The organism is Shewanella sp. FDAARGOS_354 (assembly GCF_002209245.2).
GTDB classification, from domain to species: domain Bacteria; phylum Pseudomonadota; class Gammaproteobacteria; order Enterobacterales; family Shewanellaceae; genus Shewanella; species Shewanella xiamenensis.
In genome coordinates, this window is sequence record NZ_CP022089.2 from 2,035,110 (window position 1) to 2,049,739 (window position 14,630).

Sequence of the window (14,630 nt, forward strand, 5' to 3'; positions counted from 1 at the left end):
GTCCCAGATAGAAAGCCGGAAGATTTTACCTGACTTTTCAACGAATGCAACCCAATCTGGCGATTATTAAACCTGCCATAGAATTGCCCGCCTCATTCCAAATACAATCAACCAACTGATAAGACATCAACTTTGATGAAAATCGTTGAGATTAGCGCCCAGGAAATTTCATTCCGCCAGGCATCATACCGCGCATTCCACGCATCATCTTTTGCATGCCGCCCTTAGCCGACATTTTTTTCATCATTTTTTGCATTTGGGTAAACTGTTTCAATAAACGGTTTACATCTTGAATCTCAGTCCCCGAACCCGCAGCAATACGACGCTTACGTGAGCCCTTGATTAAATCAGGGTTTTTACGCTCTTTCGCCGTCATTGAGTTAATGATGGCTTCCATTTGGCGGGTCATTTTACCATCTTGGATTTGCGCTAAAGCATCCGGCGGCAACTGACCAACACCGGGCAGCTTTTCAATCATGCTCATCATACCGCCCATGTTTTTCATTTGCTGCAGCTGTTCACGGAAGTCTTCGAGATCGAAACTACCGCCCTGCTTCACTTTGGAAGCCAGCTTCATCGCCTTTTCTTTATCGACGCCACGCTCCACTTCTTCGATAAGCGATAATACGTCGCCCATACCGAGAATACGTGAGGCGATACGGTCTGGATGGAAAGGTTCTAAGGCATCGGTCTTTTCACCCACACCCAAAAATTTAATTGGCTTGCCTGTGATATGGCGAATCGATAATGCCGCACCGCCGCGTGCATCACCATCAACCTTAGTTAAAATCACACCAGTGAGCGGCAGCGCTTCGTTAAAGGCTTTGGCCGTGTTTGCCGCGTCTTGACCCGTCATGGCATCGACCACAAACAGTGTCTCAATCGGCTTAACCGCCGCGTGCAGTGCCTTGATCTCATCCATCATGGCTTCATCGACGTGCAGACGACCCGCGGTGTCGAGAATTACTACATCGATAAATTTAAGTTTAGCGTGGGCAATGGCCGCCTTAGCGATATCGATTGGCTTTTGGCTCACGTCCGATGGGAAGAACTCCACATCGACTTCGGTCGCTAAGGTCTCAAGCTGTTTAATCGCCGCTGGACGATAAACGTCAGCACTGACGACTAATACCGATTTTTTATGGCGCGTACGCAGCAGCTTACCCAGTTTGGCAACGCTGGTTGTTTTACCCGCACCTTGAAGCCCCGCCATCATCACCACGGCTGGCGGCTGAGTGGCTAAATCCAGAGCTTGGTTTGCCTCGCCCATGGATTTTTCAAGTTCACTTTGAACAATCTTAATAAAGGCTTGGCCAGGGCTTAGGCTTTTCGCCACTTCTTGGCCAACGGCACGTTCTTTTACATTGTTAACGAATTCACGCACCACAGGCAGGGCAACATCGGCCTCCAGCAGCGCCATACGCACTTCGCGCAGGGTTTCCTTAACGTTTTCTTCGGTTAAGCGACCACGGCCACTGATATTTTTCAGCGTGCGTGACAGTCTGTCGGTTAGATTCTCAAACATCGTCCTGCTCTATACCTTTAAGGATCTCGATTAATGGGCAGTATTATAACCATGCGTGCGTATTATGCTACTGCTACGCCCCGGTTGCGTTAACTTAGGCATTTAATCTGCTACCACACTTATTTTGCGACTTGACGGCGACTATTTACACCTAACAATAAGAATCTGCTAAATTTTGCAACTTATGTCACTGCCCATTTGCCGATAGCTCATGCTATTCTAGGCAAAATATTGATCTGTATGCCCAGTTAAAACTCAAACAATCTGAAAATACGAGTTTCAAGTAGTTTGGGGATATAAGGCACCTTTAACAACACAAATAGGTTAATTACCCATGGTCATTTTTTCTGCCTCAGCCATGTTTTTTTATTGCATCGCATTGGTATTAGTGACAAGCCGGCTCTTCCATCCTGAAGGCCCTAATCGTAAAGCCGTTGCAGGTATCGCAGCGATTGCGGTGATTCTACACGCAGCCGCCCTCTCACAAGCGATATTTACCCCTGACGGACAAAACTTCAGCCTCACTAATGTGATCTCGTTAGTGAACTGGATCATCGCCTTCACCTTTACCGTGATGATGTTTAGGCTAAAAGTGATTGTGGTTGTGCCCGTGGTTTATGCCTGTTCCGTGCTCTCTGTAGCCCTGCTCTGGTTATTGCCGCCTAAGTTTATTACTCACTTTGAATTGTATCCTGAGGTCTTAGCCCACGTTGTGCTCTCTCTCATGGCATACAGCGCCCTGATGATCGCCGCCCTGTACGCGATTCAACTGGCGATGATCCAAAACAAGCTCAAAAAGAAACAACTCATGTTAAGCCCTAGCATTCCACCACTGATGACGGTAGAAAAGCAGCTCTATCATCTTGTTATTATTGGGGTCATTTTACTGAGCTTATCCCTAGCCACAGGCTTTATCTTCCTCGATGACATGTTTGCCGATGGCAAAGGCCATAAGGCGATTTTGTCAATTATCGCTTGGTTCGTGTATATCGCTATGCTGTGGCAGCAGTATTGGGTTGGCTGTAAAATTCGCACCGCAGTCATTTACACTTTAACTGGTGCAACCTTGTTATCCTTAGCTTATTTTGGCGCTCGCATTGTCAAAGAATTAATTCTTAGTTAATAATTTCAAGTCAGCTTAGGTGCTTACTCGCTAAGCTGACTTGACACCCAACGCTATTCTCGGTATTTACATAATCTTTACAGCCTAACTGGAACGTATTTTTTGGACGCTATATCGACAAGCGCACTCCTTGTTGCTTTGCTGGTGCTTATCCTCTTCTCGGCCTACTTTTCCGCCTCAGAAACGGCAATGATGACGCTCAATCGCTATCGATTAAAACATCTTGCCTCCAACGGTCACAAAGGGGCGCAGCGTGCACTGCAACTTCTCGATCGTCCAGATAAGCTTATCGGTGTGATCCTCATCGGCAACAACCTCGTCAATATCCTAGCGGCGCAGGTCGCCACCATTATAGGCATGCGTTTATACGGCGACATGGGGATGGCAATTGCCACTGGTGTATTAACCCTGTTAGTACTGGTCTTTGCTGAAGTGACCCCCAAAACCTTGGCGGCGTTGCACCCAGAACCTATCGCCTTCCCCTCCAGTTTCTTACTGCGCTGGTTGCTCGTGATTCTCTCGCCATTAGTGCGCATCATGAACATCATCACCTCCTCCTTGTTGCGCCTGATTGGGGTACATTCGGTCAAAACTAACGAGGCCCTCAGCCAAGAAGAACTGCGCACCGTCGTGCATGAGGCTGGCGCCCTCATCCCCCAGCGCCACCAAGAAATGCTGTTATCTATTCTGGACTTAGAAAAAGTCACCGTTGAAGACATCATGGTGCCGCGCTCGGATATCTATGCGATTAACGTCAACGATGACTTTAAGTTTATCAATCGCCAAGTCATCCAAAGCCCACATACTCGAGTGTTGGTTTACCGCGATACCATTGACGATGCCGTCGGCTTTATTCATCTGCGTGATGCGCTACGCTTGCAATCAAAAGAACAGTTCAGTAAATCCTCATTGCTGCGCGCCGTCAAAGAGCTCTACTTTATTCCTGAAGGCACACCACTCAATGTGCAATTAGCCAATTTTCAGCACAACAAAGAACGTATTGGCCTCGTCGTGGATGAATACGGTGACATCCAAGGACTGGTAACACTCGAAGATATCCTCGAAGAAATTGTCGGTGACTTCACCACTTCAATGTTACCAACCGCGAGTGAAGAGATTAACCAACAACAGGATGGCAGTTATTTGATTGATGCTAGTATCACCATCCGAGACTTGAACAAAGAGATGAAATGGGATTTTCCAACCGATGGTCCTAAAACCCTCAATGGCCTGATTTTAGAGTATTTGGAGGACATCCCCTCCGAAAACACGAGCCTACGCCTTGCAGGCTACCCGCTAGAAGTCATTGAAGTCGCTGACAATATGGTCAAAACAGTGCGTATCATTCCGCAGTATTATCAGTCTCAAAAGTAACTAGATTACCTCTCTACGCTAAATGCGTGGTTGATTTTATCTTTAGAAAATAGCTTAAAATTGAGCCAGTCTAGATTCCCCTATTAATCTCGATGGTGCATTTAAGCTATTACGTCTAACTTTTTGGTAAACAACATCCTCACAGGGAGCAACAATTTAGATATGTCACACACTTTAGATGTGTACTCATAATCCACGTCCATTCCCACTGACAACAAAACATCCAAATGGGCACAATTAAAAAACTTGTTACTGCCTCAAATCTCTGATAAAAATCATCCTAAGTAGAAATAATCAAGGATGAAAAAATGTTTAAATACTTAGCAATCTCATGCTCATTACTTTATTCTTCCAGTACTTTAGCCTCAAATAATCTCCCGCAAGTCCTTGATTACTATCCTACCTGTGAATATAAAAACATAAGTACAAAAAACAACCATTACACCGTTGAAATAGATAAAAATGAATTATTAGAAATAAAATACACTGACTCAACTCCATTTTATAGCAGATACTTTGAAAAAGTGTTAAAAAGCATTCAACAAGATGCATTATCAGAAGGTGCCGATGCAATTATAATTGAAAGAATCACCCTAAGGATAATTAGCGTAAAAAAAATAAAAAATAATGAATACATAGATAAAATAAAATTTATAACCACTACAACAAATATAAAATCATGCCAGAATGACATTCCCCCTACCACTCCAACCCCTTACAATAGCAAAGGCGAGAATATAGCTAAAGATAAAGAAATACATTTAACCACACTAGCTAAAAATGATTATATAAATATATATAAACAAGCTAAAAACCACCTTGCTCCAGCTGCGAATGTTACATTAAATCGTGCTTATGGCTTAAGTAATGGTGAGCCTGAATCATCTATAAACCAATTGATGGGGCCAGAGAGCGTAAAATTGTCTATGCTGGACGGTTCAACAGCGTATGTTTACGGCAGAACGCTATGGATTTATGCAAAAAACAGCCAGATTGTTAGGATCGATAAAAACCAGAGCATTCTAAATAATCATGGTAGTAATATGATTGAGCCTAGTGATAATTATGACCAAGATAACTGGATTATCGATGGCAAGATACAATTTAAAGATAAGCTAGCGCAAATACTGTCGCTCGAGGAAATAGAACAAGAAGGCAACGATTATCGCCTCGATGGAAAAAACAATAAGCTAATATTGTATTTCGAAACCTTCAGTTTAAACAATAAACATGAAACAGCAGAGATGTTAACTGGATTTTCGTTTGTTCCACGAGGAAACAGCGGCAAGCGTACTTCGATAAATTTTAATGAATTTGACAACAATAAAATAAAACAAATCATCTCAGATAAAAACGAGGATGAATTTATTCTAAGCCCCTCTCAACTTGCCAACATTATAAAAATACCCAATCAGGTTGACTCCTCACGCAGTGAGCAATGGGTCATCGCCACTGAAAATATTCTCCTCGGCATTAATGATATTGAGGCAAGAAAAGTCAGTAAAATTCGATTTACAGAGTCACTAACGAGAAACCAAAACAACGACGAATTTATGAAAACGTTGAAAAACTACAACATTCCCATCACTAAATCTGATTTTTTATCAAAAAACCAAGAGTCGGAAGATAATTTCGAACAAGTATTTTACCGAAAAGGCAATGTCTCACTCACCGCAACATTCGAGTCGGAAGATATGAATGCACAGCTAATTGATTTACTTATTGAGTTGTAAATGATTAGCCGTGCAGATCCCAAGACAAAAGGCTATAAAACCCAAACTACACTTTTTTGCTATCGAGTGCTCGGCGCTTTTCGATAGCGATAGGTGTAATCTCGGCATCTAACGCCTTTTCTAACCCCAAGATAAAATACACTTCGGCCATTAAGAAAAACGGGCCAATTAACAGTTGGTTTAAATCATCAATAAAGGCAGGCTTTGCCTTCTCGTATTGATGGCCAATCAGCTGAAAAACCCAACCGACGATAAATACCGATATAGCCAACCAGAAGGCGTTGGGAGAATCTGCCATTAACTCAGTGGTATATACGACGGGTGCGATAAATAAAGCTAGGCCAATAGCTAACTTTGCATGCAAACGAAAATAATAAACCAGCACACCTGCCCCTAAAATCACACCTAAACTCACATCACCCGCGCTGCCAAGTGGAATTCGGATTGTCGCTAATAATAGAAAAGCCGACCATATAATTAATGGGATACCAATAAAATGAGTTCGAATATTTCGCGGATTTAAATGCACACTTTTATAGGTTGATAACTGCTCTACGGCGGATTTCATCTTGGGCTCCTTTTGCTGTGTCCCTGCAAATTAGTTTATGGATAAAACTTTTGACCTAACCTAGCCCAAAAATGCCAGACTGAACAGTAAAAAGTAACAAAAATGTTGCCAAGCATTTTACGCAATAAAAAAGGGAGCTAAGGCTCCCTTTGTGCTAATGGGTTAGAAACTAGCGAGATTCTAGGATAACCGTCGCAATAGCGTAGGATTTTTCATCTGCGATTGAAATGTGTCCAACCACACCATTGAGCAAAACTAAACGTTGCAGCGCCCCTTCAGTAAAGTCAATCGTTGGCGCACCATCAGTCGTATTGCCAATGTGGATATGCTGAAAAGATACGCCACGACCAATCCCCGTCCCCAAAGCTTTAGCGGCGGCTTCTTTGGCGGCAAAGCGTTTAGCTAAATAGCGGCTCGGTTGGCTATGCTGTTGATAGATATCGAACTCAGCCTCTGTCAGTACGCGTTTAGCCAGCTTATCGCCGGAACGTGCCACATGAGCCGTGATACGCTCGATTTCAACTATGTCAGTGCCAAGCCCAACGATTGCCATTATTCGCCTCGACGACCTTCTAACATCAGCGCTTTCATATCTTTAACCGCTGTCGCTAAGCCATCAATGGCCGCACGCGCGACAATGGCATGGCCGATGTTGAGCTCATACAGCTCAGGGATTGCCGCAATCGGCTTAACATTGTGATAATGCAGCCCGTGTCCAGCATTCACCACCAACCCTTTGCCGTGAGCGTATTTTGCCATTTCGCTGATACGCGCAAGCTCTTTGGCCTCATCATCAGCCGTTTTGGCATCGGCATAGCAACCGGTATGGATTTCGATAAGTGGGGCGCCAGAGGCGACTGCGGCATCGATTTGCGTCTTATCGGCATCGATAAACAGTGACACTTGAATACCATTGGCGGCTAAGCGGCTTACCGCAGCAGTGATTTTATCTAATTGACCAGCCACATCTAAACCGCCTTCAGTCGTCACTTCTTGACGCTTTTCAGGGACTAAACAAACGTAGGTTGGTTTGACTTCGCAGGCGATGTTGAGCATTTCCTCAGTCACAGCACACTCAAAGTTCATCCGCGTCTTTAAGGTTTTTGCCAGCAGATACACATCGCGGTCGATAATATGGCGTCTGTCTTCCCGTAAATGAATGGTGATACCGTCGGCACCCGCATGCTCGGCAACCGCCGCCGCATGGACAGGATCGGGATAACTGGTGCCGCGAGCCTGACGCAGGGTCGCAATATGGTCGATATTAACACCCAATAAGATACGGCTCATCGGGAACTCCTTTATGTTGTTAAGGCGAGAATTAACGCTGATTTGCGCCCTATTGTACTGGGACAGACTATAAAAAACAGGAGCTAGGGCTAATTATTCCCATTCATCTTTGAGGCTGTCGCTTGCATAAACAACTGCCGACTCACCAGTGGCTTGTTTCCGAGCAATGGTTGCAGCATAGACCGCATCAGTCGTTTAGCTGCTAAAAACTGCTCTTGCAACAGCTCATTATCGTTAAGTGCGGTTAACATCGCACCTTGATAGGTGTGCTTTGCTCGGCTGTTTAACACAAATTGAAACCCGAGCTCAGGCACAAGCTGATAGTAATGTTCAGGGATCAGAGGCTCACCTTGTGTATCGCGGATAAGGGATGGCATAGCCCCGAGTTCCCGCAAAAGCGCCAGTTCAAGGTACCGCAGCTTCGACTCACAAAACTGCGCCGCAAGTCCTACTAAGGCTTGGTGGTAGATGAGGAATAACGCCTCGGCATTATGGTGAACCGACAGGGTTCGCATCAGCAACTCATTGATATACATGCCCGCATACAGGCTATAGCCTGATAAGGGCACGGCTGGCGCGGCCGCTTCAATTTGGCTGATGTTTTTGAGTTCTGATTTACCGCTAAATTCAAAAATCAGCGGCTGAAAGGGCTGGAGGATACTTTTGATGGAGCGTTTACCGCTCCCGACACGCGCGACGGCATCGACACGCCCAATCCCGTCGACCAAGAGATTCACCAGCGCGCTAGACTCCCGATAGGGGCGATGATGCAAAACATAACCCCGTTTCATCAATCTGCGCGCTCGTTCATGGTCAGGCTAGGCCTATCATCAGTAACAATTAATCGTCACCGTAACCTAAGCTTCGCAGGGCGCGTTCATCATCGGCCCAACCGGATTTGACCTTCACCCACACCTCGAGGAACACTTTGTTATCAAACAAAGTTTCCATATCAAGGCGCGCTTGTGTGGCGATGGTACGGATGCGTTCGCCTTTGCTACCAATCACCATCCGCTTTTGGCCTTCTCGCTCGACGAGGATCAGGGCGTTAATTTGGTAAACCCCATTTTCCATCATCTTAAACTGCTCGATTTCAACCGTCGCATCGTAGGGCAATTCATCGCCTAAAAAGCGCATCAGTTTTTCACGGACAATTTCAGAGGCCATAAAACGCTGCGAACGGTCGGTCACATAATCTTCTGGAAAGAAGAAGGGATTCTCGGGCAGAGACTCTGCCGCCATCTCTAAAATGCGCTTAACGTTGGTGCCCTTACTGGCTGAAATCGGCAGGATCTCATCGAAGGGATACTTCTTGGCCACGTCTTCCAAATAAGGGAAAAGGGCTTCTTTGTCTTTGATATTATCGACTTTATTGATGGCTAAAACGGTTTTACGCTCTTCACCGCCTCGGCGAAGTTTGCTTAACACCATCTCATCATCGGCGGTCCATGTCATGCCATCGACCACAAAAATCACCATAGACACATCGGCAAGCGAGCTCGCCGCCGCGCGGTTCATTAAACGGTTAATCGCACGCTGCTCTTCAATATGCAGACCGGGTGTGTCGATAAACACGATTTGGCGCGGACCATCGGTATGGATACCCATGATGCGATGACGCGTCGTTTGCGGCTTTTTCGAGGTAATACTGATCTTTTGCCCAAGCAAACGGTTCAGCAGGGTCGATTTCCCCACGTTAGGCCGGCCAATAATAGCCACCATGCCACAGTAGGTCACATCATAGTGAACAGACGGCGCTGCTGCGCTCGCTGCATTCATCCTTGCCAGTAATTCGTCTAAGCTCGGCTCATTGCTCGCGTTAGCGGCATCGACAGCTGGCAAGTCTGTTTTTTTGGTCATTTCTTCAGTAACTCCAATACTTGAGCCGCGGCAATCTGCTCGGCTTTGCGGCGTGAGCTCGCAACGCCAATCACGCTTTCGCTCAAGTCATCTATACGACATTCAACAGTGAATGTTTGATCGTGGGCATCGCCTTCTATGTTGATTACTTGGTAATCGGGTAGCGGCTTCTTTAACCCTTGTAAATATTCTTGCAGTAAGGTTTTAGCGTCTTTTTGATTCACACCGGGTTGAATCTCGGCCAAACGCTCGGCATACCATTTAAGTAACAGCTCACGGCACACTTCGAGGTCCGAATCTAAGTAAATCGCACCAATAATCGCCTCAACCGCATCGGCCAGAATCGACTCGCGTCGAAAACCGCCACTCTTTAATTCGCCAGGACCGAGGAATAAATAATCCCCAAGTTTAAAGGCTTGAGCAATCAAGGTCAGCGTATCGCCACGCACTAAAGTGGCGCGCATCCGGCTTAAATCGCCTTCAGTCGCCTTAGGAAACTGATGATATAAGGCATCCGAAATGACTATCGATAAAATCGAATCACCTAAAAATTCTAAACGCTCATTGTGCTTATTTGCCGCACTTCTATGAGTCAACGCTTGGGTTAGAAGGTCAATATTCTTGAACTCATAGCCCAATGTACGACACAAACGCGGCAAATTTTTAATCGGTTCCATACTAGTGAATTCCACCTACACGTTCAAAGCGCACACCGCTTGGTACCCAGGTTGGCAGGAAGTCGGCTTTTGAACGGTCAAACTCAAAACTGATCCAGATAGCCACCGCTTTACCGACAAGATTTTCTTCAGGGACAAAGCCCCAGAAACGGCTGTCGGTACTGTTATCGCGGTTATCACCCATCGCAAAGTAATGGCCTTCGGGAACAAGAAATTCACCCGCGGGTAAATTGCCATCACGCTTGAAATAACCCAACATATCAGGACGGCTTGGATTAATTAAAATATCGTGTGCCACTTCACCGAGTTGCTCTTTATAACGCAGTAAAGGCACACCATCTTGGCTGTAATCACCACGGCTGATTTCGGTACGCGCCACCAGTTCTGGCTCAGGGCAATTGGTTTGCTCCGCGCCACAGGCCTTTTGGATCATCAACTGTTTGTTGCGGTAGATAATCCTATCGCCCGGTAAACCTACAACACGCTTAATGTAATCAACCTGAGGATTCTCTGGGTACTTAAAGACGATCACATCACCACGTTTGGGCTCGCCCGTTTCAATAAGTTTAGTGCGCCATACGGGATCTTTTAGGCCATAACTAAACTTTTCAACCAGAATAAAATCGCCCACTAATAGCGTTGGCATCATAGAACCCGATGGAATTTGAAATGGCTCATAAATAAACGAGCGCAGGATCAGCACAAAGGCAATCACCGGGAAGATGGAGTGCGCAGTCTCAACCACAGTGGGTTCACGGATAATATTGTATTCGGCTTCCTCAGTTAAATTGGCCTGAGAAGCCTTGGCCAAGGCTAAGCTTTCACGGCGTTTAGGCGCAAATACCAGCACATCGACTAACCAGATCACCCCTGAAATCAGAGTGACTAGCACTAAAATAATGGAAAAATAGGCTGCCATTACGTATTGAACTCCTGCCTTGAAATGTAAAGATCTAAACTCAGCGACTATTGTATTTCGACTCGCGAACTTTAGTTAACTTACCGCATTTATAAAAAAACACCACAAAACATACGATAAGCTAAGTAAAGCGCCGCAAACTGCGGCGCAATAATAGCTAAATTGTGTTATCTCGAGTGTTACTCGTTTAGCTTAAGTACCGCTAAGAACGCCTCTTGCGGCACCTCAACGTTACCCACTTGTTTCATCCGTTTTTTACCCTCTTTTTGTTTATTTAAGAGTTTCTTCTTACGGGAAACGTCACCACCATAACACTTAGCTGTTACGTCTTTGCGTAACGCTTTTACGGTAGAACGGGCAATAATCTGGCTACCGACCGCGGCCTGAATCGCGATATCAAACATCTGCCGCGGGATAAGCTCTTTCATCTTTTCAACCAACGCCAAACCACGGTGACGAATATTCGAACGGTGAATAATCATCGCCAGCGCATCCACGCGGTCGCCGTTGATCAGAATATCTAAGCGCACCATGTCCGCCGGATCGAAGCGGATAAAGTTGTACTCTAATGACGCATAACCACGGCTAGTTGATTTTAAGCGATCAAAGAAGTCCATCACCACTTCCGCCATTGGCAGATGGTAAGTCACGGCCACTTGATTACCGTGGTAAACCATATTCACTTGAGTACCGCGTTTTTCGATACACAGCGTAATTACGTTACCTAAGTATTCTTTTGGTACCAGAATATTGGCTTCAACAATCGGTTCACGCATCTCTTCGATGTTGTTAATTGCAGGCAAATCTGCTGGATTATCAACATAGATAGTCTCACCACTGGTCATCAGCACTTCATAGACTACCGTAGGTGCGGTCGTGATCAGGTCAAGATCGTATTCGCGCTCTAAACGTTCTTGAATGATTTCCATGTGGAGCAGGCCTAAATAACCAATACGGAAACCAAAGCCTAACGCAGATGAACTTTCAGGCTCAAAGAACAATGAGGCATCGTTCAGGCTGAGTTTGTTCAGTGCATCACGGAAGTTTTCATATTCATCGGTAGAAATCGGGAACACACCAGCATAAACCTGAGGCTTCACTTTTTTAAAGCCGGGTAATGGCTTATCGGCACCATTTTTAGCTAGTGTTAAGGTATCACCCACTGGCGCACCGTGAATTTCTTTAATACCTGCGATAACGAAACCTACTTCACCGGTTTTTAGCTCGGTTTTATCGGTTTGTTTTGGCGTGAAAATACCGACACGATCTGCGGTATGGTTTTGCCCTGTAGACATCACCTTGAACTTATCACCCTTCTTGAGCACGCCATGTTTAATACGCACTAAAGAAACAACGCCTAAGTAGCTGTCAAACCACGAGTCAATAATGAGGGCTTGCAACGGCGCATCTGGATTGCCTTCTGGCGGTGGAATTTGCTCGACGATAACCTCTAATACATCATCAATACCCACACCGGTTTTTGCAGAACAACGCACCGCGTTCATCGCATCAATACCGACGATGTCTTCAATCTCGGCGGCAACACGCTCAGGATCAGCCTGAGGTAAGTCGATTTTGTTCAGGATAGGTACCACGTCCAGATTCATATCCAGCGCAGTGTAACAGTTTGCCAGCGTTTGAGCTTCAACGCCTTGGCCAGCATCCACCACAAGCAGCGCACCTTCACAGGCGGCTAATGAACGAGATACTTCATAGGAAAAGTCGACGTGACCAGGGGTGTCAATAAAGTTGAGTTGGTAGGTTTCGCCATTTTTGGCTGTATATTCCAACGTAACGCTCTGCGCCTTAATGGTAATACCGCGCTCACGTTCTAAATCCATAGAATCAAGAACTTGTGCATCCATTTCACGGTCGCTTAAACCGCCACAAACCTGAATAAGACGATCTGACAGCGTCGATTTACCATGGTCGATATGGGCAATAATTGAGAAGTTTCTAATGTGTTTCATTATGCTGCTATGACTAATACTGAAAAATGGATACGGTTCAAAGGTGGGAAATTGTACCTGATTGCGGATTCAATACCAATCAGATTCACTCATAGTTGTCTTTATGTCGAAAAATGCCGCCCTCAGCAAAAGTTTATTGTCTAATTGAAATCAATAACAACATGAAATCAAAAAGATAATTTATCTAAACTGATCCCTGTGCCTAAATAAGCTAAAATCACAGGTTGCGAATCTACTTCAAGCTGTTTTGCCTTACGTTTTCCAAAGAACCAAGCGGCTAACGCGCCTAAAGCAGCAAAGCCTATCGCACAGAGATCCGAATTGATTACTAACAAACTAGCAAAAAACTGCCCTAATAATGCACCCGCAAATAAGCCGAAGAGTGGCGTCAAATAAACCAAGGCAGCCGCTTTCAAGATAACACTCTCTGGTAGCCCCAGCTTTAGCAGTTCACCAACCTCACAGGCACGTTCACTCTGAATAGAGAATTGCTGTGTCTTTGCAGAAAAAGCCTGTGCAACAGCAGACGTCCCGCAGGACTCACTGCTACTGCAACTCTTGCAGGTGCTTTTAAGCTCGACCTCAACGGTGAGCCAACCTTGATTATCACAGGCGACAACCCGCGCCACTTCTTCCATCATGATGAACCGCTCTATTTTAACATCAAACTTTTCGCGATACGGGCTAAGGTCTCAGTTGGCACTTTACCCACAGCCACCACTTCAGCATTACCGACTTTTTCTGACACTAAAGATAAGCCATTACGCGTAATTAACTCTTCAGGCAATGGCGTTGCTCCAGCCCGAGCAACATAAATAGAAATATTGGCTAAGCCGTCAGTCAAGGCAATATATTCAACCGCCTCGTGGCTACCAATCAAACGGTGATGATCACGCACTACTACGCTAAATCCAGCGGGGAGCCAAGAAAACTGCCAATTTTGTCCATCTTGACGTTCAGCTTGATCGATCACAGCAGGCCATTCTTGCTTGTAGGCTTCCTGTAGAATCGATGGTGGCTCGCTAAATTCAATTAATTCAATCACCATTAGTTGTTCAAGCAATTGCTTATCTTGAGTCAACATGTCATATCTGAGTGGCAAATAGGTGTCCATATCTAACCAGATTTGGAAACCATATCGGTATTCATCATTAGGCAACAAGCGGATCATTTGCCCTGGGCGCCCAGCAATGCGAGTGCGGCCACCTAATACAAATTGATAACCCACTTCTAAATCGCTCATTTTTGATGAGAAAGCCGCAGGCCACACGCCCTGAATATGATTAGAGATGATACTGTACGCAGGTTGGTCATGTTCGATAAAGGTGACTCTATTGCCCACTCTTACCGCATTTTTGGGAGGACCGTTGAGGTACTCAAGAAAGGCAACTTCTTGATTATTCACCTTACCGTGAAGATAAACCAAAGGCCGAATATGGTCGGCCTGAAGTTGTATAATCGATGCTTTAAATTCTTTCTCTTTTAAAGCCTGGCTCATTTTCTCAAGCCAGACTTTGGCAGGCATATCTTCCTGCGCCACCGCAGGAAATACCAAGGCTAACAAAGCCAACAGGATTAGACGCAAGCTAAC

The 14,630-nt window shown here is 45.3% G+C and carries 14 protein-coding genes; 3 read left to right on the plus strand and 11 right to left on the minus strand.

The genetic code is table 11. The annotated features are described in order from the left end of the window. Window positions 1-151: 151 nt before the first annotated feature. A complete protein-coding gene (gene ffh / locus CEQ32_RS09185; protein ID WP_037415628.1) occupies window positions 152-1,525 on the minus strand; it encodes a signal recognition particle protein in 1,374 nt (457 codons plus the stop codon). A gap of 334 nt (window positions 1,526-1,859) precedes the next feature. On the opposite strand from ffh, the gene CEQ32_RS09190 reads away from it, so the two are divergent. From CEQ32_RS09190 to CEQ32_RS09200, 3 genes are all read left to right on the plus strand, one after another. Beyond that, window positions 1,860-2,648 (plus strand): inner membrane protein YpjD, encoded by a 789-nt coding sequence (locus tag CEQ32_RS09190; protein ID WP_037415626.1) that lies wholly within the window; start codon window positions 1,860-1,862, stop codon window positions 2,646-2,648. A gap of 102 nt (window positions 2,649-2,750) precedes the next feature. Then, window positions 2,751-4,022 (plus strand): HlyC/CorC family transporter, encoded by a 1,272-nt coding sequence (locus tag CEQ32_RS09195; protein ID WP_088585897.1) that lies wholly within the window; start codon window positions 2,751-2,753, stop codon window positions 4,020-4,022. Window positions 4,023-4,330: 308 nt separating this feature from the next. Then, the gene (locus CEQ32_RS09200; RefSeq protein WP_088585898.1) at window positions 4,331-5,755 is read left to right on the plus strand and encodes a hypothetical protein; all 1,425 of its coding nucleotides are present in this window, start codon (window positions 4,331-4,333) and stop codon (window positions 5,753-5,755) included. Window positions 5,756-5,801: 46 nt separating this feature from the next. On the opposite strand, the gene CEQ32_RS09205 is transcribed toward CEQ32_RS09200, so the two are convergent. The 10 genes from CEQ32_RS09205 to CEQ32_RS09250 form a co-directional block, all read right to left on the minus strand. Beyond that, window positions 5,802-6,323, minus strand: a complete 522-nt coding sequence (locus CEQ32_RS09205; RefSeq protein WP_088585899.1) for a DUF962 domain-containing protein — start codon at window positions 6,321-6,323, stop codon at window positions 5,802-5,804. 169 nt (window positions 6,324-6,492) lie between these two features. Further along, window positions 6,493-6,876: a holo-ACP synthase gene (gene acpS / locus CEQ32_RS09210; RefSeq protein ID WP_088585900.1), complete on the minus strand. Its 384-nt coding sequence runs from the start codon at window positions 6,874-6,876 to the stop codon at window positions 6,493-6,495. Continuing rightward, on the minus strand, window positions 6,876-7,613 hold the full coding sequence (gene pdxJ, locus CEQ32_RS09215) for a pyridoxine 5'-phosphate synthase (protein WP_088585901.1): 738 nt from the start codon (window positions 7,611-7,613) through the stop codon (window positions 6,876-6,878). The genes acpS and pdxJ overlap by 1 nt, the downstream gene beginning before the upstream one ends. Window positions 7,614-7,702: 89 nt before the next feature. Then, entirely contained in the window at window positions 7,703-8,404 is a 702-nt protein-coding gene (gene recO, locus CEQ32_RS09220) for a DNA repair protein RecO (protein ID WP_088585902.1), read from the minus strand. A 49-nt stretch (window positions 8,405-8,453) separates the two neighbouring features. Beyond that, window positions 8,454-9,473 (minus strand): GTPase Era, encoded by a 1,020-nt coding sequence (era, locus tag CEQ32_RS09225; RefSeq protein WP_088585903.1) that lies wholly within the window; start codon window positions 9,471-9,473, stop codon window positions 8,454-8,456. Then, window positions 9,470-10,150 (minus strand): ribonuclease III, encoded by a 681-nt coding sequence (gene rnc, locus CEQ32_RS09230; RefSeq protein WP_088585904.1) that lies wholly within the window; start codon window positions 10,148-10,150, stop codon window positions 9,470-9,472. The genes era and rnc overlap by 4 nt, the downstream gene beginning before the upstream one ends. Before the next feature lies 1 nt (window position 10,151). Continuing rightward, a complete protein-coding gene (gene lepB, locus CEQ32_RS09235) occupies window positions 10,152-11,069 on the minus strand; it encodes a signal peptidase I (protein ID WP_088585905.1) in 918 nt (305 codons plus the stop codon). Window positions 11,070-11,248: 179 nt separating this feature from the next. Next, window positions 11,249-13,039 (minus strand): translation elongation factor 4, encoded by a 1,791-nt coding sequence (gene lepA, locus CEQ32_RS09240; protein WP_037415595.1) that lies wholly within the window; start codon window positions 13,037-13,039, stop codon window positions 11,249-11,251. A 167-nt stretch (window positions 13,040-13,206) separates the two neighbouring features. Beyond that, entirely contained in the window at window positions 13,207-13,680 is a 474-nt protein-coding gene (locus CEQ32_RS09245) for a SoxR reducing system RseC family protein (RefSeq protein ID WP_055646698.1), read from the minus strand. 11 nt (window positions 13,681-13,691) lie between these two features. After that, window positions 13,692-14,624, minus strand: a complete 933-nt coding sequence (locus tag CEQ32_RS09250; protein WP_037427579.1) for a MucB/RseB C-terminal domain-containing protein — start codon at window positions 14,622-14,624, stop codon at window positions 13,692-13,694. Between the last annotated feature and the right edge of the window lie 6 nt (window positions 14,625-14,630).